The organism is Palleronia pontilimi (assembly GCF_016412875.1).
GTDB lineage: Bacteria > Pseudomonadota > Alphaproteobacteria > Rhodobacterales > Rhodobacteraceae > Palleronia > Palleronia pontilimi.
The window spans coordinates 221,607-243,588 of record NZ_JAEKPD010000001.1; the positions used below are offsets into that span (position 1 = coordinate 221,607).

Consider the following 21,982-nt stretch of genomic DNA (forward strand, 5'->3'; position numbering starts at 1 on the left):
TCTTTGTTCTTGAAAATATCCACGGCGCGCCGCCTGCCCCGCGCGCCACGGCGCCCTAGGGCTTGTAGCGCCGCAAGGTGTCGCCGATCGAGATCTTCGGCTCGAGCTCGACCCGCTCGCCACCGCCGACCGCGCCGCCCGCGCGCGCGGCGACGATGCCCGCAGCCTCGCGGCCGATCTGCTTGCGCTCGGTGTCCATGGTCGCCAATTGGCGCGGCAGCCCCTGCAACAGCTCGACCCCGTTGAACCCGGCCAGACCCAGGCGGCCGGGAATGTCGTAGCCCTGCTCCATGCAATAAAGCAGCCCGCCCGCGCCGATCAGGTCGTTCGAGTAATACAGGAAATCGATATCGGGCGAGCGGTCCAGCATCGCCTGCGTCATCTCGCGCCCTTTAAGAAGCGCCGAGCCGCCGGAATAGAATTCCTGGTCGATCACTTCCAGCCCGGCCTTGGCCAGCGTTTCGGTGAAGCCCTCGAACCGCTTGCGGGCCCGGTGATCCAGCGGCATCTGGGTGCCCAGGAAACCGATCTGCTCGAAGCCCTGCTTCAGGATCGCCTCGGCCATCCTGCGGCCCGCCTTGCGATGGGAAATGCCCACGACCGCGTCCACCGGCTCGCCGTCGACGTCCATGATCTCGACCACGGGGATATCGGCGGCGCGCAGCATCTGGCGCGCGGTTTCGGAATGTTCGATCCCGGCCACGATGACCCCCGACGGCCGCCAGGACAGCATTTCGTAAAGGACTTTCTCTTCCTTCTCGGGCCGGTAGCTGGTGACCCCCACCACCGGTTGAAGGTCCGTGCCCTCGAGCGCCTCGGCCACGCCCGCCAGCACTTCGGGAAACACCATGTTCGACAGGCTGGGGATGATGACCGCCACCAGGTTGACCCGGCTGGAGGCCAGCGCACCCGCGATCTTGTTGGGCACGTAGCCCAGGTCGCGCGCGGCGTTCAGAACCTTTTGACGGGTGCTTGCGCTGACATCGCCGCGATTGCGCAACACGCGGCTGACGGTCATCTCGCTGACCCCCGAGGCTTCTGAAACGTCGCGCAGGGTCAGCGGGCGGCGGGGGGGAATGGTGTCGGACATGCGGTTCGGCTTCCTTGCGTTGCCGGGATACTTACACGCAAATGCCCCGCCGCGCCAAGGCGCGACAAAAGGCCCCCACCCGTGGCTTCAGCGCGGCTATGGCCTTGGGATGGGCCAGGAACCGGCCCAGCGGCATAAGCGCCAGCGCCTGCCCTTCATCGCCCAGGCGCAGATCGCCTGCGCGCAGGCCCGGCATTACCACGCCGAAGAAGACGACATGGCGACCTGCGACCATGTGCGCGCGGCACCAACGAAGGGCCCGGCGGTCCAGCACCAGGCCCGTCTCTTCCAGTGTCTCGCGTGCGAAGCAGGCCCATGCGCTTTCACCGCCCTCGCGCGCCCCGCCGGGCAGGTCCCAGCAGCCCGACCACGCCAGGCCGGGCTGCGCGTCGCGCAGCAGGGTCACGACGCCGCCCCGCGCGATAATGGCCCCCTTCGCCCCGTTGAAACCCCCTGTCACCGGGCCGCCCCCTTGACTACATTGCACCTATGCCCAGCCTCTGCCGCGATTGCCTGACCCCTTTCGAGACAGCCAAACGCTGTCCGTCCTGCGCCAGCCCACGCGTGCTGTCGCATCCCGAACTGTGGGATCTGGGCATCGCCCACATGGATTGCGACGCGTTCTACGCCAGCGTCGAGAAGCGCGACAATCCCGATCTGCGCGACAAGCCGGTGATCGTCGGCGGCGGGCGGCGCGGCGTCGTCACCACCGCCTGCTACATCGCGCGGATCAAGGGCGTGCGCAGCGCCATGCCCATGTTCCAGGCCCTGAAGCTCTGCCCCGAGGCCGAGATCGTGAAGCCCCGCTTCGACGTCTATTCCGAGGTCTCGCGGCAGGTCCGCGCGCTGATGGACGAGTTGACGCCGGTGGTCGAGCCGCTGTCGCTGGACGAGGCCTTCATGGACCTGACCGGCACGGCGCGGCTGCATGGCCATCCGCCCGCCGTGATGCTGTCGCGTCTGGTCAAGCGGATGCGGACCGAGATCGGCATCACCGGCTCGATCGGCCTCAGCCACAACAAGTTCCTGGCCAAGATCGCGTCCGACCTGGACAAGCCGCGCGGGTTTTCCGTGATCGGCGCGGCCGAGACGGTGGAGTTCCTGCACGACAAGCCCGTCAGCCTGATCTGGGGCGTGGGCCAGGTCACGAAGGACGCGCTAGACCGGGCGGGCATCCGCACCTTCGCGGACCTCAAGCGTTGGGACGAGCGTGACCTGCAGGCAAGGTTCGGCGGCATGGGCACGCGGCTGTGGTATCTGGCCCGCGGCCAGGACCGCCGCCGCGTGTCGGCCAACGCACCGGTGAAGGGCATCAGCAACGAGACGACCTTCCGCGACGACACCGCCGACCCGGACATCCTGGACGGACATATCTGGCGGCTGGCCGAAAAGGTCTCGGGCCGCGCCAAGGCCAAGGGCATCGCGGGCCATGTCGTCACGCTGAAGTTGAAAAAGGCGAACCACAAGATCCTGACGCGCCGCCTGACGCTGACCGACCCGACGCAGATCGCCGACCGCATCTATCGCACCGCGCGCGCGCTTTACGATCCGGTGGCAGGCGAAGGCCCGTTCCGGCTGCTGGGTGTCGGTATCTCGCAGCTCTGCGCGGCGGATGGCGCCGACAATTTGGGCGACCTGCTGGACCCGGATGCGGGCGCGCGGGCCCGGGCCGAGCGCGCGACGGACGCGATCCGGGCGCGTTGGGGGGAAGGGGCGATCCTGAAGGGACGGTCGCTGCGCTAGGCTTATTCCGCGGCCAGCGCCTTGTCGCGCGCGCGGCCCAGGTCGGTGATCCGCTCGACGGCCCGATCCATCAGCGCCTTGAAATCGTCGAACCCGGAATGCGGCGTGACGGTCGCTTCGTCCATGTAAAGCGCGCGGTCGATCTCTACCTGCACCACGTGCTGCCCGCGACCGGGACGACCGTATTGCTGCGCGGTGAAGGCGCCCGCGAAGGGCGCGTTGCGCACGCAGGTCAGCCCGAGATCGGTGAAGATTTCTTCCAGGCGCGACACCAGGCCGGTCGCCGCGGCCGCACCGAAGCGGTCGCCCAACACGACGTTCGGCCTGCGCCCGACCGACACCGATGTGTCCAGGGCCTCGTGCGGCATGGAATGGCAGTCGATCAGGATGGCCTGGCCGAATTGGTCATGGGCCGCGTCGATCAGCTTGCGCAGCTGGTCGTGATAGGGCCGCCAGACGGTGCGGATCCGCGATCGCGCGGCGTCCAGCCCGATCTTGCCGCGATAGATCGACCGCCCCCCTGCAACCACGCGCGGTACCACGCCCAGTCCAGACGCCACGCGCGGATTGTGGGGCCCGCGCGGCAGCCCGTCGATCAGGGCCGGATCCAGCTCGGTCGTGGCGCGGTTCAGGTCGATCCAGGCGCGCGGCAGATGCGCGCAAAGCAACGGCGCCCCCGCGGCGGGGGCCGCGCTGAACAGCCGGTCCACGAACGCATCCTCGGACGAGCGCAGCGCCAGCGGAGACAGGACCGAATCGCGCAGGAACGCGTCGCTGTAGTGACGCCCGGAATGGGGGGACGCGAAGATCACGGCGCTGTCGGTCCGCTCGGGCAGATGCAAGTCGTAGGCGCGTATGCTCAAGCGGTGCTCCTTTCAGCGATCCACCCAGAATAAGCGCGTCGCTTGGAATGGAAATGGGTCTTTCTTTGCACTTGAACAGGGGCAGACGACCTTTTATAGACCGCGCACCGGATCAGGGGCCCACGCCGGTGGGTCTGCCCGCTTACGCGTGCCGGTGACAGCACATGAAGGGTGATTAGCTCAGCGGTAGAGCACTTCGTTGACATCGAAGGGGTCACTGGTTCGATCCCAGTATCGCCCACCATGTGCACGAGATTTCGCCGTCGGACCCGCCGGGTCCGGCAGATGACAACCAAGGCGCGAGCCCCGCGCCGCGAGAAAGGGAGAGAACGGATGAAAGTTCGCAACTCGCTTCGTTCGCTGAAGAACCGCCACCGGGATTGCCGCGTGGTGCGCCGCAAGGGCCGCGTCTACGTCATCAACAAGACGCAGCGCCGCTTCAAGGCCCGCCAGGGCTGAGGCTTCGCCAGCAGCAGACAGATCAGGGCCGCGCCGGGGATCCGGGGCGGCCCTTTTCCTTGGCCGCGACGGGTCCCATTTGACCGCGACCGCATCGACAGGAGCTTCCCATGACCGAACTCGCCCTCGTCACCGGCGCCTCGTCCGGCATCGGCCGCGCATTGGCCACCTACCACGCGGCACAGGGTGGCGACGTGGTCCTCGTGGCACGGCGCGAAGACTCGCTGCGATCCCTGGCCGATGACTTGCAAGCCGCGCACGGCATCACGGCGCATGTCATGGCCGCGGACCTCACCCGGCCCGGGGCGGTCCAGGATCTGGTTGCGCGCCTGGACCAGTCGGGACTCGAGGTCGGCATCCTCATCAACAATGCAGGCTTCGGCGGCCGTGGCATCCATGTCGAGCGCGCCCTGGAAGACGAGCTCGAGATGATCGACCTGAACGTCAAGGCGCTGGTGTCCCTGAGCCACGCGATCGGCGGCCGGATGGCCCGCCGCGGCGGGGGCCGCATCCTGAACGTGGGCTCGACTGCGGGCTTCATGCCCGGCCCCCAGCAGGCCATCTATTTCGCGACCAAAGCCTTCGTGAACTCGTTCTCGCAAGCTCTCGACCACGAATTGCGCGAGGATGGCGTCACCTCCACGGTGCTCGTCCCGGGCTATGTGGAAACCGAGTTCGCCGAACGCAGCGACCTGACGGGCACACCGCTGACCAAGGGCGGCGGGATGACGGCGGCCGAGGTCGCGAAGATCGGCCACGACGCGATGATGGCTGGCAAGCTGGTGGCCTTCGACCGGACGTCGCTGTCGCTGCCGATCCAGTGGATCTTTCCGTTCCTGCCGCGCCGCATGGTCATGTCGCTGATGGCGCGGATGCAGTCGAAATAGCGGCTAGAGCGCGCGATAGACCCAGGCGCCGTCGTCGCGGGTCTCGCGGCTGACCACCCCCTTGTGATGCAGGTGCTGGCAATGAGCCATCGCCTCGACCAGCGCCAGGCCGTATTCGCCTGCGCCGATATTGCGTTTGAAGAGCGGCGCGAAACACTCCCCGGCGGTCTGCGGTCGCGACAGGTGCTCCAGCAACCGCTCCAACGCGCCGTGGTGGTTGTCGATCAATTGCCGCAGGCGGAACGGCAGACCGCGGAACGGCAGCTTGTGGCCGGGCAGCACAAGCTGGTCGTCATGGGCGAAGGCCATCAGTCGCGCGCAGGCGGCCAGCCAGTCGGCCACCGGATCTGCGCCCGGCTCGGTCGCGTAAAGCCCCAGGTTCGGCGAGATCGACGGCAGCAGCTGATCGCCCCCCAGAACAAGCCCGTCCGCAGCGCACCAGAAGGTCGCGTGATCCGGCGCGTGGCCCGCGCCCAGCCGCACCACCCAGTCGCGCCCGCCGATCGTCACGCGCGCGCCCTCGTCCAGGCGCCTGTAGCCCAGCGGCATGTCCGCCACGACATCGGCGAAGTTGAAGGGACGCTCGCCCAGCCGCTTTTCCAGCACATCCGCGTCCATGCCGCCCGCGCGCCAGAACGCCACCGTCTCGTCGGTGGGTCGCTCCTGCTCGTCCAGGCGCAGCATCCGCGCCATCAGCCACGACACGCGCGTCATCCACAACTCGGCCCCATCCTGCTGAAACCAGCCCGCCAGGCCGACATGGTCGGGATGATGATGGGTTACGAAGACGCGGCTGACCCGGCGCCCGCCCAGCGCCTTGTCCCACAGCTTGCGCGTCAGCTTCGTCGCGAAGCCCGTGTCCACCACGCTGACCGATCCATCCCGTTCAGCCAGGATCCAGCAATTCACGTGGTCCAGCGCCATGGGCAGCGGCAGCCGCAGCCATTCGATGCCCGGCGCGACCTCGCGCGGCACACCATGTTCGGGCGCCTCGCCCCACGGATAGATCAATTTCGCAGCCATGCGCCGCCCCCGGCCAAAGGAAAGGGCGCGCCACCGTCCCGGTGCGCGCCCTGTCCCATCTTTGTTCTCACAAATATCCCGGACCGGCAATGGCCCGCCCCGCGCGACGCCGCGGGAGCGTTACGCCGCGGCCAGGTCGTCCAGGCTCAGATCGTAAAGCCCCTGCGCGCCGCGGCGCACCTGGGCCAGCAGGCCCTCGTGCTCGGGCAGCAGGCGTTCGATATAGAACCGGGCCAGCGCCTTGCGGGCGTCGTCGCCCTTCAGCGCCGCGCGCAGGTGGAAGCCCGCCCCCAGCACCCGCGCGTAGGCCCGCAAGTAGGGTACCGCGCCCGCGAAACGGTCCTGCATGTCCTGCGCGACCAGCCATTCGGTCGTCTCGCACAGGGTGTTGGCCGCGTCCCAGACCTCTTGGGCCAGCTCGGGCATGGTTTCCTGCGCGGCCTTGGTGTCGTTCATGACCTCGTCGAGGATGGCGATGGCCATCTCGCCCCCGTCCATCATCTTGCGCGCCACCAGGTCCATCGCCTGGATGCCGTTGGTCCCTTCGTAGATCGCGGTCACCCGCACGTCGCGGGAATATTGCGCGGCGCCGGTTTCCTCGACGAAGCCCATGCCGCCATGCACCTGCACGCCCTCTTGCGCGACGGCCATGCCCACGTCGGTGCCGAACGCCTTGGCGATGGGCGTCAGGAACGCCGCGCGGGACTTCCACGCGCTGTCGCCGGTGGCCGTCGCCATGTCGATCGCCACGGCGCAGGACAGGCCGATGGCGCGCGCGGCCATGGTGTCGGCCTTCATCGCGGTCAGCATCCGGCGTACGTCGGCGTGCTCCACGATCGACCCCGAGCCGCCCGCCTTGCCCTGCTTGCGGTCCAGCGCATAGGCCAGCGCGTGCTGATAGGCGCCTTCGGCCACGCCGATGCCCTGCACGCCCACGCCCAGCCGCGCGTTGTTCATCATCGTGAACATGGCTGCCATGCCGCCATTCTCGGCGCCGACCATCCAGCCGGTCGCGCCGGAATATTCCATCACCGCGGTGGGACTGCCATGCAGGCCCATCTTGTGCTCGAGCGACACGACGCGCAGGTCGTTGCGCGCGCCGACCGAGCCGTCGTCGTTGGGCAGGAATTTCGGCACCATGAAAAGGCTGATGCCCTTGGTGCCTTCGACCGCGTCGGGCAGGCGCGCCAGTACCAGGTGGCAGACGTTCTCGGTGAAATCGTTGTCGCCCCACGAGATATAGATCTTCTGACCCGAGATGGCGTAGGTGCCGTCGCCGTTCGGCACGGCCTTGGTCTTCAGCGCCCCCACGTCGCTGCCCGCTTGCGGTTCGGTCAGATTCATGGTGCCGCACCATTCGCCCGAGATCAGCTTGGGCAGGTAAAGCGCCTTCAACTCGTCGCTGGCATGGTGTTCCAGCGCCTCGATCTGGCCCTGGGTCATCAGCGGGTTCAGCTGCAGCGACAGGCAGGCCGACGACATCATCTCGTTCACCGCCGTGGTCACCGTCATCGGCAGGCCCATGCCGCCGTTCTCGGGATCTGCAGACATGCCGATCCAGCCGCCCTCGGCAATGGCGCGGTAGCCCTCGGCGAAGCCGGGCGACGTGCGCACGACGCCGTTCTCCAGCTTGGCCGGATGGGTGTCGCCCGGACGCTGCAGCGGGGCCAGCACCTCTTCGCACATCTTCGCGGCTTCGGTCAGGATCGCCTCGATCATCTCGGGCGTCGCTTCTTCGAACCGATCGGTGGCGGTGACCTGGTCGAGTCCGACCACGTGATCGAACAGGAAGGTGAAGTCGGTGGTGGGAGCGCGATAGGGCATGTGCGGCCTCGTCAAGGATTTCCGCGGCATGGTATAAGACCAAGGACCGCTATATGGCGTTGATCAATGCACCAAGACTTATGCTCTCGCACCCCATCGGCAATGAAAACGCGGCGTCACTTCCCCAGCGTCACCGGCGCGCGCGATTCCGTCGCTGCGCGATGGGTCTCTGCAACAGCCCAGCGCCCGGGGATCGGCGCGTGACAGCCGAACGCCTCGCCCCCGACGCCCGCGGCATCGCGCGGGCGGCCCAGCTGTTGCATGCGGGGCGTCTGGTCGCCTTCCCGACCGAGACGGTCTACGGGCTGGGCGGCAATGCCTGCGACGGTCGGGCGGTGGCCGCGATCTTCGCGGCCAAGGCGCGTCCCGCGTTCAACCCGCTGATCGTGCATTTTCCGGACGTCGATGCGGTCAGCGCATATGCCGTATTAAAGGGCGACGCGCTGCGACTGGCCCAGGCCTTCTGGCCCGGTCCCATGACGCTTGTGTTGCCGATGCGCGCGGGCGCGGGGCTGTCGCCGCTGGTCACGGCCGGGCTGTCCACCGTGGCGATCCGCGTGCCCGATGCCGCGCTGGCGCGCGCGCTACTGACTGAAGCTGACTGCCCGGTCGCGGCACCATCGGCCAATCCCTCGGGGCGGGTCAGCGCCACGACCGCGGACCACGTGCTCGAGCATCTGGGCGACCGGATCGATGCGGTCCTGGATGGCGGTCCCTGCGATGTGGGGGTCGAATCGACGATCCTGCAGCCGGGGCCGGACGGCACCCGCCTGCTGCGCCCTGGCGGATTGCCCGCCGAGGCGGTCGAGGACTGCCTGGGCAGGCCGCTTCTGGCCCCCGAGGTGTCGGAGCGGCCGACAGCGCCCGGAGCGCTTGCATCGCACTACGCGCCCAAGGGCCGCGTGCGCCTGAACGTCGAGCACCCGCGCGATGGCGAGACGCTTCTGGGCTTCGGCCCGGTCGCCTGTGCGCTGAACCTGTCGCCCGCGGGCGACCTTGTGGAGGCCGCGGCGAACCTGTTCGGACATCTGCACCGGCTCGACGCCATGGGGGTCACGGCCATCGCCGTGTCGCCGATCCCCGATCACGGGCTGGGCCGCGCGATCAACGACCGGCTGGCCCGCGCCGCCGCACCGCGCGGCTAGGCGCGACCGCCCGCGCCCGACAGCAAAAGCGGGTCGATGCCCAGCGCGCGGATCGCCGCCATCCACTTCGCGTCGTTATCGGCACCGAAGACCAGCTCGGGCGTGGGATCGACCACCAGCCAGCCGTTCGCGGCGATTTCGCCTTCCACCTGCCCCGGCGACCATCCCGCGTATCCCAGCGCCACCAGCGCGTGGGCCGGGCCGGTCCCCCCGGCAATGTCGCGCAGGATATCCAGCGTCGCCGTCATCGCAGTCGTCTCGTCCACCGCAAGGGTCGAAGCGTCCCCGGCATAGTCGCGGCTGTGCAGGACGAACCCGCGCTGTCCTTCCACCGGACCGCCGAAATGGACCTGTCGGGGCGCGGCCGTTTCGCACGGCAATTGCAATTGGGTCAGCAAGTCGTGGAAGGACAGCTGCGGCGCGGGCTTGTTGACCATCAGGCCCATGGCCCCCTCGCCATCATGCGTGCAGATCAGCAGCACCGCGCGCTCGAAGCGCGGATCGCCCATGCCGGGCATGGCCACCAGAAGTTTTCCGGTCAGGTTGGTCGTCTCCATCCCCATGACATGGCGCGGATCGAAGGCGTCGCAAGGGGGACACGCTTAACAAGCCTTCGCCGGAACGTGATTTCCCTTGGTCGCGGTTTGCCGCAAGAAGGTGCCATGCTGCGTCTTGTCCTTCTTTTGCTTCTTCTGGCCACGCCCCTGCGTGCCGACGTGGCGTCCGTCCAGATCCTTCCGGGCTGGCGCGACGGTGGGCAGCATTTCGCGGGCGTTCAGATTTCGCTTCAGCCGGGATGGAAGACGTATTGGCGCAGTCCCGGCGATGCCGGCATCCCGCCGAGCTTCAACTGGTCCGGCTCGCGCAACCTGGCCGAGCTGCGCATCGCCTGGCCGACCCCGCATGTCTTTTCGCAGGGCGGCCTACGCTCGGTCGGCTACGAAGGCGGCGTCGTGTTGCCCCTGATCGTGACGCCGCGCGATCCGTCCCAGCCGGTCAGCCTGCGGCTGGCGCTGGACATGGGCGTTTGCAGGGATGTCTGCGTGCCGGTCTCGTCACGGGTCGCGGCCGAGCTGGGCGCTGCCGCCGCGCGTCCCGATGCGCGCATCCGGGCCGCGCTGTCCGACCGTCCGCTCAGCGGTGCCGAAGCGGGGGCCGGACAGCTTGACTGCGACCTGCGCCCCGGTGCGCGCGGGATCGGCATCGCCGCCTCCCTGCGCCTGTCGCCCATGGGCGGCACCGAGCACGCGGTGATCGAACTTGCCGATCCCCGCCTTTGGGTCAGCGCTCCCGAGCTTACGCGCGACGGCGACACGCTGAGGATCCGGGCGGACGTTCATCCGCCGCGCAACGTCGCGGCCGTCGTGGACCGCGATGCCCTGCGCCTGACGGTGATGGGCCGTAACGGCGCGGTCGAAATCGTCGGCTGCGACTAGCGCGCGGCCCGGCCGCGCAGGAAGAGCGTCGCACCCAGCCCCAGCGCAAGCAGGACTATCGCGACGCCCGACACGAATGCCGCGAAGGCGCCCCACGCACCGGGCAGGCCTAGCGGCAGCGCCATCTGTCCCGTCCAGAGCCACGCGCCGATGGTCGCGGCGAAAAGACCGACGACCGCGATCGCGGCCAGACCCAGTGCCGCCCTTGCGCCGCCCGTCGCGCGTCCGCCCCGGCCGAGGCGGCGCAGCGCCCGGACGTGTCGCCCGAAATCCTGCCCAATGGCCAGCACCGCGGGCACGAGCAGCAGCACCAGAACCATCCCGAAGCCCAGCCCGTAGACCAGCGTGATGACCGTGGGTTTCAAGAACTGCGCCTGGCTTGAGCCTTCGTAGAGCAGCGGCGCCAGGCCCAGCACGGTCGTCAACGTCGTCAGCAGGACGGGCCGCAGCCGGTCGCAGGCAGCGTCGATGATGGCGGGCACGAGGCCGCGGGTCTGGGAATACTCGTCCACCGTGGTGACGAGCACGATCGAGTCGTTGATGATGATCCCCGTCATCCCGATCATGCCCACGACCGTGAAGATGCTGAGCGGAACGTCCCAGATGTAATGGCCCCAGATCGCGCCGATCAATCCGAAGGGTATGATCGCCATGACCACCATGGGCCGTGTCCAGGACGCGAAGATCCACGACAGTACCAGGTAGATGCCCAGCAGGCATAGCCCGAAGCCCACGGCGGCGTCGTTCAGGAAGGCTTCTTCGTCCTCGGCAAGACCCGAAAGCTGGGTCGAGACGCCGTAATCCTGCTCGAGCTTCGGCAGGATCTCGGTTTCCAGCGCGAACATGATCTCGGACGCGCGGGCCGGGTCGTCTTCGCTGATATCGCCCGTCACGCTGGCCAGCCGGATGCCGTTCTCGCGCCGGATCGTCGAGAAGCCTTCGCTGACCTCGATCCGCACCAGGTCGCTGAGCCGCGCCAGCCCGCTTTCGGTCTGGATCACCGCGCGGTCCAGGAAATCGGCCGTGCGCTCGGTCTCGGGCAGCTCGACCCGGATCGTGGCCGAGCGCTGGCCGTCCGGGAACGACGCCGCCTCGATCCCCGACAGCCGGTCGCGCAGGGTCGCCCCCAGATCTTCGATACCGACCCCCAATGCGTCGCCCTGGGGGGTCAAGGTCAGCGTGAACTCCTGCTTGTCGTAGGCCAGGCTGTCTTCCAGTGCGCTGACTTCCGGGAATTGGCGCAGCGCGCTTTTCAGCGCCTCGGCCGCTTCTTTCAGGCGGTCCGGCGTCGCGCCGAACAGCTGCACGTCCAGCGCATCGCCGCCCGGCCCCGAGCGCCAGCCGCGGAAGCTGATCTGTTCCAGCCGCGGATGGCGGGGCACGGCGTCCTGCAGCGCGGCCACGAATTCGAAGCTGGAATAGGGGCGCAGATCCGCCTCGATCAGCTCGATGGAAATCGCGCCCAGCAGATCGGTGTCGGTGTTCTCGGTTCCCGACAGGCCCCGCCCGCTGGTCCCGCCCACCTGCGCCATGGCGTAGTCGACCGGGTTCAGTCCATGCTCGGCCTCGAAACCGGCGGCGACTTCGTCCACGGCGTCCTGCAGAAGTGCTATCTGCGCCAAGGTGTCCGCGCGCGACGCCCCCGCCGCCATGGCGAAATTGCCGGTCACGCTGCCCCGTTCGGGCGCGTTGAAGAAGCGCCAGGTCACGTCGCCCTTCAGAAACAGCGCCGCCTGGGTCGCCAGCAGCAGCACCACGGCCGCGACCACCGGATAGCGCGCCAGGATCACCAGCCGCATGAGCGGGCGAAACGCGCGCTCGCGCACCCACGAAAAGCCGCGGTTCACCACGCGGCTGGGCGCGTCGTACCAGTGCCGGGCGTCGCGCGCCCCGATCGCGTGGGCCATGTGGTTGGGCAGGATCAGGAAGCATTCGACCAGCGACGCCAGCAGCACGACGATCACGGTGAACGGGATATCGTCGATCAGCGTGCCGAAGGTGCCGCCGATGGCGACCAGCCCGAAGAAGGCGATCACGGTCGTCAGTGTCGCCGACAGCACCGGCGTGAACATCCGCAGCGCCGCGTTCTCGGCCGCGGTGGCCGGATCTTCGCCCAGCCGACGCGCCCTGAAATCCGCGTGCTCGCCGACCACTATCGCGTCGTCCACGACGATGCCGAGGGTGATGATCAGGGCGAACAGCGAGATCATGTTGAACGTGAGCCCCGCGGCATACATCAGCGCGATCGCTGCCGTCAGCGCGACGGGGATGCCCGCGGCGACCCAGAACGCGGTGCGCGCGTTGAGAAACAGGAAGAGCAAGCCGACCACCAGGGCCAGCCCCAGGACAGCGTTGTCGAGCAGGATCTCCAACCGCCCCGAGATATATTCGGCCCGCGTGCGGATCAGCTCGATGGTGACCCCTTTCGGCAGGCTGGGCGCCATGCGGTCGGCGGTTTCTTCCACCTGCCGCTGGATGTCGATTGCGTCGCCGCTGGCACTGCGTTCGACCCGCAGGCTGATGGCGGGATCGTCGCCCACGAAAAAGGCCTGGTCCCGATCGACGCCCAGCCGTTCGATCCGGGCGATGTCCCCGATGCGCAGCGCGGTGCCGTCTTCGTCCACCCGCAGCACGATCTGGCCGATATCTTCGACCGTGCGCCTGCCCGTGCCCGCGCGGATGCGCGCGGTGCCACCGACATCGCCCGCCTGCGCGGAATCGGATTCGGCCGCGATGGCGTTGGCCACGTCGCGCAAGCTGGTCTGGTACTGGACGATCGCCCGCTGCGGCACCTCGACCCGGATCTCGCCGTCCGCGACGCCCTGGATCGACGTGCGCGTGACGCCCGCCTGGAACAGCCGCGCGGTGAACTCATCGGCGATCCGCGCCAGCTGGTCGACACCGACGGGGCCGGTGATGACGACGTCCGTGACGCGATCGCGCCAGGTGCTGCGCCGGATCTCGGGATCCTCGGCCGCGTCGGGCAGATCTGTGACGCTGTCCAACGCGGTTTCCACGTCATCGGCCGCGCGCCCCATGTCCCAGCCAGGCTCGAACTGCAGCTCGATGCTGGCGCGCCCCTCGGTGGACCGGGCCGAACTGTCGGTGACGCCTTCGATCGCCAGCAACACCGGCTCGAGCGTGCCGACGATGGTATCGTCCACCGCCTCGGCGCCCGCTCCGGTCCAGGTCACCGCGATGTCGATGTCGTCGGACACCACGTCGGGGAAGAATTGCGTCCGCATCCGCGGCGCGGCGGCCACGCCCAACGCGATCATCAGGACCAGCAACAGGTTGGCCGCGGTGCGATGGCGTGTGAAATAGCTGATGATGCCCGCGGCCCGGTCCATCCGTCTCATGGCGCGCGCCGCGTGCAGCCGGGGGCGGAAAATTCGAATTTTCCGGCCCGGATTTTTCGAAAAATCCGTGCGCCCGTCATCCGCCCATCCGCCCTTCGATCCGGGCGACGACCCCGGCTGGCACCTTCTGGGCCTTCAGTTGCGCCAGCACGCGCTGCTTGGCCGCTTCCGGCATCCGCTCGTTGCCCTCGACGAAGGCCACCAGGCGGGCCCGCCGCGCGTCGCTGAGCTCCAGGAACTCCGCGGCCTCGTCGGGCGCGTCCGACTGCGCCTCGCGCAGGGGCCGGACCTTGATCCCGACACCCAGCGACGGGCTGCGCTCGGTCACGACCTCGCGCCCCGCCAGGTCGCCCACGCGCACGATGACACTGTCGCCCTGTCGGCGCAGGATTTCGAGCTGCCCTTCCTCAAGGCGATCCTCGTCGCCGAGCACCAGCACGCGTCCGTCCGTCGTCACGGCCTCGACTGGAAGCCGCGCCGCGGCGTCGAGCGCGGGCTCCTGCACCGCGACCAGCACGAAATCGCCCGCCCGGAAACCTTCGGGCTGGGCAAGACGGGCGAAAAGCTGACGGCCGGTCCGGCCCTCGCCGACCTGCGCGCTTTCGCGGCTGATCGTGGCGGGCGACGCCAGCGTATAGCCCCCGGCCTCGAGCTGCACCGTCACATCCCGCGTGGTGAGCCTGCCCGCCGCGTCGAGCAATCGCGTATATTCCCCGGCCGACACCCGGAACGCGACTTCCAGCGCATCGGGATCCAGCAGCAAGGCCAGCTTTTCGTTCGAGGTGACGACACCGCCTTCCACGACCGTGACATCGGACAGGACGCCCGAAAACGCGGCCGTCACGCGCGTATCGGCCAGCACGCGCTCGGCCTCGGACATGGCGATCCTGGCCCGCTCCAGCGCGGTGCGTGCCTGCGCCACCTCTGCCTGCGATCCGGCCAGGGCCTGGCGCCGCGACAACAGCGCCTGGTCGGCGGCGGCAGCCGCAAGCTCGCCGGTCTCGACCGCGGCGGTGCTGCCGATCCCCCGATCCGCGAGATCGCGCTGACGCTCGGCGGCGCGCTCGCGCAACTCCAACTGGTCGCGCGCATTGGTCACGTCCTCGATCGCCAGTTCGGCCGCGCGCTCGGCGTCGTCCAGCGCCGCCTCGGCATCCTGCAGATCGGCGGCGCGCACCGCGCGGGCGCGCTCGGCCTCGCGCGGGTCGATCTGGAACAGAAGTTGCCCTTCGGTAACCCGGCCGCCATCCTCGACCCCGTCCCCAAGGCCCACGACGCGCCCGCCCGTGACCGCGCGCACTTCAAGCGTGCGCCGACTGGCGATTTCACCGAAAGCGTCCAGCACCGGCACGATTGTCGACGGCTCCAACGTCACCACGGGCGCTGCGAACACCTGCTCGCGAGCCTCCCGGACGGGTGCTTCGCGCGCGGCCCGCTCGGTCATCGCACCGCGCAGGATGCCACCCGCGGTGGCCAGAAAACCGACGGTCAGGGCAAGCAGGAACAGACCCGACAGCGCGCGGGTGAAAAATCTCATGGGATCATCCCTTTACGTCACACCGGAATATAGCCTGAAACGGCCCGGCCCCAAAGCACAGGCACGAAGCTGTGACCGTGGCGCACGTTGCGCGGTCACTTCCGGCGGCGATGCTCTTCCAGGCGCGGAAAAATTTCGACGAAATTGCAGGGGCGGTGACGGTAATCGAGCTGCAGTTTCAGGATCTCGTCCCACGCGTCCTTGCAGGCGCCGGGGCTGCCGGGCAGCGCGAACAGATACGTTCCTTGTGCCACGCCGCCCGTGGCCCGGCTTTGCACCGCGCTGGTGCCGATCTTGGCCATGGAGACATGGGTGAAGACGACACCGAAGGCGTCGATCTCCTTCTCATAGACATCGCGATGCGCCTCGACCGTGACATCGCGGCCCGTCAGGCCGGTCCCCCCGGTCGAGATCACCACGTCCACGTCCGGATCGGCGCACCATTCGCGCAGCTTGCCCGCGATCGTCGTGCGGTCGTCGCGCACGATGTCGCGCGCGGCCAGCGTATGGCCCGCCGATTCCAGCCGCGCCACCAGCGTGTCGCCCGAGCGGTCGTCAGCCGCGTCGCGCGTGTCGCTGACCGTCAGCACGGCGATGCGGACGGGGATGAAGTCGCGGCTGTCGTCGATCCGGCTCATTCGGCGGCGTCACCGATCTTGTCCTGCGTCCGGGTGTCGAAATCCGACGCGTCATGCCGCTCGTGCAGCTGCATCTCGGGCGCACCGAAGGTCCGGTTGACCATGCGCCCCCTCTGCACCGCCGGGCGCGCGTCGATCTGCTTGGCCCAGCGCTGCACGTTCGCGTAGCTGTCCACCTGCAGGAACGTGCCCGCATCGTACAAACGGCCCAGCGCCAGTTGCCCGTACCAGGCCCAGTTCGCGATATCGGCGATCGTGTAGGTGTCGCCCGCCAGGAATTCACGCTCAGCAAGGTTGCGGTCCAGCACATCCAGCTGGCGCTTCGTCTCCATCGCGAAGCGATTGATTGGATATTCGTATTTCTCCGGGGCATAGGCGTAGAAATGGCCAAAGCCGCCGCCCAGATACGGCGCGCTGCCCATCTGCCACATGAGCCACGACAGCATTTCGGGGCGGTCGGTGCCCAGGAACGCCTGGAACTTCTCTGCCAGGTGCAACAGGATCGCGCCCGATTCGAACACCCGGATCGGGCTTTCGCCCGAGCGGTCCAGCAGCGCCGGGATCTTCGAGTTCGGATTGACCTCGACGAAGCCCGAACCGAACTGGTCACCCTCGCTGATATCGATGAGCCAGGCGTCGTATTCCGCGCCCGCGTGGCCTTCCGCCAGAAGCTCTTCCAGCATCACCGTCGCCTTGACGCCGTTGGGCGTCGCCAGGGAATAAAGCTGGAACGGGTGGTTGCCCACGGGCAGGTTGCGGTCATGGGTGGGCCCGGCGATGGGGCGATTGATGCTGGCGAATTTGCCGCCGCTTTCCTGGTCCCATTCCCAGACTTCCGGGGGCTCGTAGGTATCGCTCATCGCGTTCTCCAACTTCTGCGTGCACCCGGGATGTAAGCCATCCGTCCGCGCCCGCCACCATGGGTCACCTTTCCGTCAATCGCGCCGGTCGCTAGCAGGCCGCCCGCGACGTTACAGGTCGAACCACACGGGTGCCGGGCCCAGGTTGCACCAACGCGTCGGTCCAAGTCGGCCGCTTTCGCCCCAGCAATCGTGCACGTGGCCGAAGACGCACAGGCGCGGCTTCAGGTGCAGGATCGCAGCCTTCACGGCGCGCGAGCCGATGCGACCCTCGGCCCCGTGATCGTCGCCCATTCCGTAGGGCGGCGAATGACTGATCAACACGTCCGCGGCCGGGATCATGTCCAGCAGGGCGCCCGCCGCGTCTTCGCTCAGATCCCATGACCCCCAGGGCTGCTTCGGGATCGGCGGGACGCCACCGCCCAGGCCCGCGACGATCAGACCTTGCCAGTAGACCCAGGTGCCATGCAGAACGGTCGCCTCGGTCGCCAGGCTCAACGTCTCGAGCGTTTCGTTATTGCCGGGCACGACGATCATCTTGTCGGCGATCGGCGCAAGACGCTGCATGTAGGTCTCGAGCTCCCGGTGTCCCTGCGCGAAATCCCCCGCCCCGAGCACCAAATCGGCGCCTTCGGACGCCGCCACCACCGCGTCCGCGGCCTCCGCATCGAGGTGCAGGTCCGAGACCGCGACGATCCTCACCCCAGTCGCGCCTTGAGCGCCAGCAGATCGGACCAAGCGTCGCGCTTCGCCGTGGGCGTGCGCAGAAGGTAGGCCGGATGCAGCATCGGCAGCACCGGCCGCGCGCCGAGCTTGGCCCATTGCCCCCGCATCTTCGTGATCCCCCGCCGCCCCAGAAGCGCCTGGCACGAGATATTGCCCATGAGCACCAGGATCTCGGGATCGGCAAGGGCGATATGCCGCTCGACGAACGGCAGCATCAACGCGATCTCGTCGGGCTTCGGCTCGCGATTGGACGGTGGCCGCCACGGCAGGACGTTGGTAATATAGACGGACGCGGGCGCCGTGCGATCCAGCCCGATCGCGCCCAGCATCCGGTCCAGAAGCTGCCCGGCGCGGCCCACGAAGGGCCGCCCTTCCAGGTCCTCGTCCCGGCCGGGCGCTTCGCCCACGATCATCACCCGTGCCGCCGGATCGCCGTCGGAAAAGACCAGGTTCCGCGCCCCGCGCTTCAGGTCGCAGCCTTCGAAGGCCGCCATCGCCGCGCGCAAGCCCGTCAGATCCTGCGCCGCCGCCGCGGCGGCCCTGGCATCGGCCACCGGGTCGTGCGCGGCCTTGGGCTGTGGGGCGGATCGCGGCTCGGCCTTGGGCTTGGGTGCCGCCGAGGCCGCGTAGCGATCGACCGGGGCGTCGCAAATGGCCTCGTCCGCGCCCAGTTCCACCTGCCAGGCCAGTGCCGCGCGTGCGGCCTCGAAGGATTCCCATGTCTCCATGCGTCCTTCTACGACGCCGCCCGCGCCCGGCACCAGCCCCCGGCGCGCCGCGCCCTGCATCTTTGTTCTTTCAAATATCCCGGCATGACCTCGACGCGCAGCGGAACGTCCGCGTTGCGCGCGGCGTTTCGCCCCAGACCAACCACCAGGGATCCCCTTATGTGCCACACCTGCCTCAGCCGACGATCCTTTCTGACCCTTGCCGCGGCGGGCACGGTGACGGGCTGCGATGGACCGCCGGACCTGGTGTCCGACGAACAGGTCGAGGCCATGGGACTGCAGGCCTGGGAAGAGCTGCGCGCGCAGACCGCGCCCAGCCGGAACCGTGACTACCAGGGCGCACTGGACCAGGTGTCGCGCCGGTTGTTGAGCGCCCAGGGCGCGTCACTCGATAATTGGGAAATCCTCGTCTTCGCCTCCGACCAGATCAACGCCTTCGCCCTGCCCGGCGGCAAGATCGGCGTGTACGAAGGCATGTTCGACGTCTTCGCCAACGAAGACCAGCTGGCCGCCATCGTCGGCCACGAGATCGGCCACCTGGGCGCCGAACACGCCCAGAAGCGCATGTCGGCGCAGGTGGCCAAGAACGCGGGAATCCGGCTTCTGGCTTGGATCCTGAACGTGGGCGACGTGCAATATGCAAACGAAATCGCGGCCGCGCTGGGTCTCGGGGTCGAGGTCGGCCTGCTGCTGCCCTATTCGCGCGACCAGGAACTGGAAGCCGATGCGCTGGGACTGCAGACCATGGCCGCCGCGAATTACGACCCGCGCGAGGCGGTCAGCCTGTGGCAGCGGATGCAGGCCGCCCAGGGCGCACGCGGACCCGAATTCCTGGCCACCCATCCCGCCCCCGACAGCCGCATCCGCCAGATCGAGGACATCCTGCAAACGCTCTGAGCCGGGGGATCTCAGCCCCGCACGAACCGTGCCCAGTCGTCCGGGCCGCCGCGAAACGCGTTGATGTCGACCTTGCCCGAAATCCCCGGCACCTCGCCCGTCCCGGTATATTGCCAGAACGCCCAGTCCTGCCGCGGATAGACCACGGTCGGGTGATCGGCGACCGAGCGTAGCCAGAACGTCGCGTCCACCGCGCCGATCCCGGTCTGCTCGTAGAAGTCAGGCGTGGTGTAGATGATCGGCCGCTTGCCGTAATGGCGCGCCAGGATCGCGATGAACTTGCGGGCTTCGGACTGGACCTGCGCCGCCGGGGGGCGCGTTTTGCAGGTGGGCGACAGGTGGTTCCATTCCATGTCCAGCACCGGCGGCAGCGCGTCCGCTTCGCGCGGGACGTTCTGGATGAACCAGCGCGCCTGCTCTTCGGCCGGGCGGCAGAAATAGAAGAAATGATACGCCCCGCGGCGCACACCGGCGCGGGCCGCGCCGTCCCAATGACCGGCAAAGCCCGGATCCACCCGGTCGCCGCCCTCGGTCGCCTTGATGAAGGCGAAGCTGATCCCGGCGTCGCGGGCGCGCGGCCAGTCGATACCGTCCTGCCAGCGCGAGATGTCGATGCCGTGGATCGCGTAGCTTTCCGGCCTGCGCCCCGACCACTCGGTCGGATCGAAATCCTTGAAACTGGGATAGATGGTGCCCGGCCCCTGCGCGGGCGGCGCGGACGAGCGTCCGCAGGACGCGACAAGGATCAGGGAAAGGACCACGGCCAGCCAGATCCGCATGCGCACAACTCCTGAAGGCGATCTGCGCGGAGACTAGGTCGGTTTTTCAGCCCTGGGAAGCCGGTCAATCACCGTGGACGCGATTTCCCGCAACCCATGTGCCCAGAACACGGCCTTCCATCCGGGCGCCGTCGAAGGGCGTGTTCTTCGACTTCGACGCCAAGGCAAAGCGGTCCAGCACGAAGGGCGCGTCGGGATCGAACAGCACCAGGTCCGCCGGTGCGCCTTCGGTCAGCCGCCCCGCATCCAATCCCAGCCGCCGCGCCGGGTTCAGCGACAGCGCGCGCCACAGCGTGGGCAGATCCATGTGCCCGCCATGCACCAGCCTGAGGGCGGCGGGCAGCAGCGTCTCCAGCCCCACGGCGCCGCTGGCCGCTTCCTCGAAGGGCAGGCGCTTGCTTTCCTCGTCCTGCGGCGTGTGCATCGAGCACACCACGTCGATGAGCCCCGACGCCACCGCTTCGACCACCGCCAGCCGGTCGTCTTCGCAGCGCAGCGGGGGCTTCAGCTTGAAGAAGGTGCGGAAATCGCCCACGTCGAGCTCGTTCAGGGTCAGGTGGTGGATGCCCACGCCCGCCGTCACGTCCAGCCCGTTGCGCTTGGCCCGTTCCAGCGCGGGCAGCGCGCGGGCGCTGGTGATCTGGTCGGCGTGGTAGCGCGCGCCGGTCATCTCGATCAGCGCCATGTCGCGGTCCAGCGCCATGCGCTCGGCCATGGGCGACACGCCGGGCAGGCCCTTCAGCGCGCTGAACTTACCGCTGGTCGCAGCAGCACCCGCCGACAGGCCGGGATCCTGCGGATGCGCGATGACCAGCGCGCCGAGCCCTGCGGCATAGCTGAGCGCGCGGGAAAAAACCTTGTTGTCCGCCACCACGCGGTCGCAATCGGTGAAGGCCACCGCGCCCGCGTCCCGCAGGAACCCGATCTCGACCATCTCGCGGCCCGCGCGGCCCTTGGTCAGGGCCGCCATGGGGTGCACGTGCACGATACTGTCGGACGCGGCACGCCGGGCGACGAATTCCAGCACCTCGGGCGTGTCGATGGCGGGATCGGTGTCGGGACGGGTGATCATCGTGGTGACACCGCCCCGCGCCGCGGCCCGTCCCGCCGAGCGGAACGATTCCTTGTGCCGCTCGCCCGGCTCGGACACCTTCACCCCCAGATCCACGATGCCGGGGGCAAGGCACTTGGCCCCGCAATCGACCAATTCGGCCGAGGCGGGGGCCGCGCCGTCGCGCGCGATGATGATCCCGTCGCGGACCGTCAGCGACCCCGCGCTGTCGGACAGCGTTTCGGGATCGATCAGGCGGGCATTCGCGAAATGGATCAGGGTCATGGGCGCATCCGGGATCAGGTCGCGCCGGTGTAGGCACTGGTCCCTGCCCGGTCAATCGTCCGCAAGGGGCCCGCGATCGGGCGCGACCGGTCCGCTCAGCTGGCCACCAGATACATCACGAACGCGACCAGAAACGCCACGGCCAGCGCCACCATGGCGACCATGCCGCTGACGCGCTTGTCGTTGACGGTCTTCACCGGGCGCGGGGGCGTGCCCGCGATCAGGCCCTCGGCGCTGGGTGTCAGAAGGTCACCGTCTGCCGGACGCGCCTCTTCCAGGGGATAGTCGCCCAGGTGCACCAACGGGTCGCGCACCACCAGCGCATCGTCCGGCCGGGTGGCGCCGGGCAGCAGCAGCAGGACGGGCGTGCGCACCATGTCCAGACGGGTCTTGTCCACCGCGACGGCTTCGGCCTTGGCGCCTTCGCCTTCGGCCAGGTAGCCCGACAGCCCGATATCGGCCAGCGCCTTGGGATCGATCAGGTGCAGCTTGTCCAGGTCCGGCACGACGCCCAGCGCCGCTTCCAGTGCGGCGGGATCGTTCGCCATTTCGGCGGCCTTGTCGGGCGGCAGATCGACGCGGAAGACCTGGATGTAGCTGGCGGGGTCGATCGGCATGGGAGATTTTCCTTTCGATGCTTGGAAGATAACGA

At 68.5% G+C, this 21,982-nt stretch carries 21 protein-coding genes and 1 tRNA gene; 7 read left to right on the top strand and 15 right to left on the bottom strand.

Going from position 1 to position 21,982, the window contains the following annotated elements; translation table 11 throughout:
* Positions 1 to 55: 55 nt before the first annotated feature.
* Both ILP92_RS01140 and ILP92_RS01145 read right to left on the bottom strand, forming a co-directional pair.
* Positions 56 to 1,090 carry a LacI family DNA-binding transcriptional regulator gene (locus ILP92_RS01140; RefSeq protein WP_198914527.1) on the bottom strand — a complete coding sequence of 345 codons (1,035 nt, stop codon included), beginning with the start codon at positions 1,088 to 1,090 and terminating at the stop codon, positions 56 to 58.
* A 31-nt stretch (positions 1,091 to 1,121) separates the two neighbouring features.
* Positions 1,122 to 1,550 carry an NUDIX domain-containing protein gene (locus tag ILP92_RS01145; RefSeq protein WP_198914528.1) on the bottom strand — a complete coding sequence of 143 codons (429 nt, stop codon included), beginning with the start codon at positions 1,548 to 1,550 and terminating at the stop codon, positions 1,122 to 1,124.
* A 29-nt stretch (positions 1,551 to 1,579) separates the two neighbouring features.
* Between ILP92_RS01145 and ILP92_RS01150 the strand changes: the two genes are divergently transcribed.
* Entirely contained in the window at positions 1,580 to 2,833 is a 1,254-nt protein-coding gene (locus ILP92_RS01150; RefSeq protein WP_198914529.1) for a DNA polymerase IV, read from the top strand.
* A 2-nt stretch (positions 2,834 to 2,835) separates the two neighbouring features.
* On the opposite strand, the gene ILP92_RS01155 is transcribed toward ILP92_RS01150, so the two are convergent.
* Positions 2,836 to 3,696 (bottom strand): N-formylglutamate amidohydrolase, encoded by an 861-nt coding sequence (locus tag ILP92_RS01155; RefSeq protein ID WP_198914530.1) that lies wholly within the window; start codon positions 3,694 to 3,696, stop codon positions 2,836 to 2,838.
* Positions 3,697 to 3,865: 169 nt separating this feature from the next.
* On the opposite strand from ILP92_RS01155, the gene ILP92_RS01160 reads away from it, so the two are divergent.
* The 3 genes from ILP92_RS01160 (at position 3,866) to ILP92_RS01170 (ending at position 5,042) form a co-directional block, all read left to right on the top strand.
* Positions 3,866 to 3,940 (top strand) — tRNA-Val (locus tag ILP92_RS01160).
* Positions 3,941 to 4,029: 89 nt separating this feature from the next.
* Positions 4,030 to 4,155 (top strand): type B 50S ribosomal protein L36, encoded by a 126-nt coding sequence (gene ykgO / locus ILP92_RS01165; protein WP_005850168.1) that lies wholly within the window; start codon positions 4,030 to 4,032, stop codon positions 4,153 to 4,155.
* 110 nt (positions 4,156 to 4,265) lie between these two features.
* Positions 4,266 to 5,042 carry an SDR family NAD(P)-dependent oxidoreductase gene (locus ILP92_RS01170; RefSeq protein ID WP_198914531.1) on the top strand — a complete coding sequence of 259 codons (777 nt, stop codon included), beginning with the start codon at positions 4,266 to 4,268 and terminating at the stop codon, positions 5,040 to 5,042.
* A gap of 3 nt (positions 5,043 to 5,045) precedes the next feature.
* Here ILP92_RS01170 and ILP92_RS01175 read toward each other — a convergent pair whose 3' ends face one another.
* Entirely contained in the window at positions 5,046 to 6,065 is a 1,020-nt protein-coding gene (locus tag ILP92_RS01175) for an MBL fold metallo-hydrolase (RefSeq protein WP_198914532.1), read from the bottom strand.
* A 120-nt stretch (positions 6,066 to 6,185) separates the two neighbouring features.
* Positions 6,186 to 7,889 (bottom strand): acyl-CoA dehydrogenase, encoded by a 1,704-nt coding sequence (locus ILP92_RS01180; RefSeq protein ID WP_198914533.1) that lies wholly within the window; start codon positions 7,887 to 7,889, stop codon positions 6,186 to 6,188.
* A 200-nt stretch (positions 7,890 to 8,089) separates the two neighbouring features.
* Between ILP92_RS01180 and ILP92_RS01185 the strand changes: the two genes are divergently transcribed.
* Positions 8,090 to 9,034 (top strand): L-threonylcarbamoyladenylate synthase, encoded by a 945-nt coding sequence (locus tag ILP92_RS01185; protein WP_198914534.1) that lies wholly within the window; start codon positions 8,090 to 8,092, stop codon positions 9,032 to 9,034.
* Here ILP92_RS01185 and ILP92_RS01190 read toward each other — a convergent pair.
* Positions 9,031 to 9,591, bottom strand: coding sequence for a YqgE/AlgH family protein (locus ILP92_RS01190; protein WP_235970974.1), 561 nt, complete (start codon positions 9,589 to 9,591; stop codon positions 9,031 to 9,033). The two genes, ILP92_RS01185 and ILP92_RS01190, sit on opposite strands and share 4 nt — an antisense overlap.
* Positions 9,592 to 9,696: 105 nt before the next feature.
* Here ILP92_RS01190 and ILP92_RS01195 point away from each other — a divergent pair, with 105 nt between their 5' ends.
* Entirely contained in the window at positions 9,697 to 10,470 is a 774-nt protein-coding gene (locus ILP92_RS01195; RefSeq protein ID WP_198914536.1) for a protein-disulfide reductase DsbD domain-containing protein, read from the top strand.
* On the opposite strand, the gene ILP92_RS01200 is transcribed toward ILP92_RS01195, so the two are convergent.
* The 6 genes from ILP92_RS01200 to ILP92_RS01225 all read right to left on the bottom strand — a co-directional run bounded on the left by ILP92_RS01200 (position 10,467) and on the right by ILP92_RS01225 (position 18,318).
* Positions 10,467 to 13,829, bottom strand: coding sequence for an efflux RND transporter permease subunit (locus ILP92_RS01200; RefSeq protein WP_198914537.1), 3,363 nt, complete (start codon positions 13,827 to 13,829; stop codon positions 10,467 to 10,469). The two genes, ILP92_RS01195 and ILP92_RS01200, sit on opposite strands and share 4 nt — an antisense overlap.
* Positions 13,830 to 13,905: 76 nt before the next feature.
* The gene (locus tag ILP92_RS01205) at positions 13,906 to 15,366 is read right to left on the bottom strand and encodes an efflux RND transporter periplasmic adaptor subunit (RefSeq protein WP_198914538.1); all 1,461 of its coding nucleotides are present in this window, start codon (positions 15,364 to 15,366) and stop codon (positions 13,906 to 13,908) included.
* 95 nt (positions 15,367 to 15,461) lie between these two features.
* On the bottom strand, positions 15,462 to 16,004 hold the full coding sequence (gene moaB / locus ILP92_RS01210) for a molybdenum cofactor biosynthesis protein B (RefSeq protein ID WP_198914539.1): 543 nt from the start codon (positions 16,002 to 16,004) through the stop codon (positions 15,462 to 15,464).
* On the bottom strand, positions 16,001 to 16,864 hold the full coding sequence (yghU, locus tag ILP92_RS01215) for a glutathione-dependent disulfide-bond oxidoreductase (protein WP_198914540.1): 864 nt from the start codon (positions 16,862 to 16,864) through the stop codon (positions 16,001 to 16,003). Before yghU ends, moaB begins: the two co-directional genes overlap by 4 nt.
* Before the next feature lie 111 nt (positions 16,865 to 16,975).
* Positions 16,976 to 17,566, bottom strand: a complete 591-nt coding sequence (locus tag ILP92_RS01220) for a metallophosphoesterase family protein (protein WP_198914541.1) — start codon at positions 17,564 to 17,566, stop codon at positions 16,976 to 16,978.
* Positions 17,563 to 18,318 (bottom strand): uracil-DNA glycosylase, encoded by a 756-nt coding sequence (locus ILP92_RS01225; RefSeq protein WP_198914856.1) that lies wholly within the window; start codon positions 18,316 to 18,318, stop codon positions 17,563 to 17,565. Before ILP92_RS01225 ends, ILP92_RS01220 begins: the two co-directional genes overlap by 4 nt.
* A 159-nt stretch (positions 18,319 to 18,477) precedes the next feature.
* On the opposite strand from ILP92_RS01225, the gene ILP92_RS01230 reads away from it, so the two are divergent.
* Positions 18,478 to 19,215 (top strand): M48 family metallopeptidase, encoded by a 738-nt coding sequence (locus ILP92_RS01230; RefSeq protein ID WP_198914542.1) that lies wholly within the window; start codon positions 18,478 to 18,480, stop codon positions 19,213 to 19,215.
* Positions 19,216 to 19,226: 11 nt separating this feature from the next.
* Here ILP92_RS01230 and ILP92_RS01235 read toward each other — a convergent pair whose 3' ends face one another.
* The 3 genes from ILP92_RS01235 to ILP92_RS01245 form a co-directional block, all read right to left on the bottom strand.
* On the bottom strand, positions 19,227 to 19,994 hold the full coding sequence (locus ILP92_RS01235; RefSeq protein ID WP_198914543.1) for a glycoside hydrolase family 25 protein: 768 nt from the start codon (positions 19,992 to 19,994) through the stop codon (positions 19,227 to 19,229).
* Between the two features lie 64 nt (positions 19,995 to 20,058).
* Positions 20,059 to 21,330, bottom strand: coding sequence for a dihydroorotase (gene pyrC / locus ILP92_RS01240; protein ID WP_198914544.1), 1,272 nt, complete (start codon positions 21,328 to 21,330; stop codon positions 20,059 to 20,061).
* A gap of 95 nt (positions 21,331 to 21,425) precedes the next feature.
* Positions 21,426 to 21,947, bottom strand: coding sequence for a hypothetical protein (locus ILP92_RS01245; protein WP_198914545.1), 522 nt, complete (start codon positions 21,945 to 21,947; stop codon positions 21,426 to 21,428).
* Positions 21,948 to 21,982 lie beyond the last annotated feature (35 nt).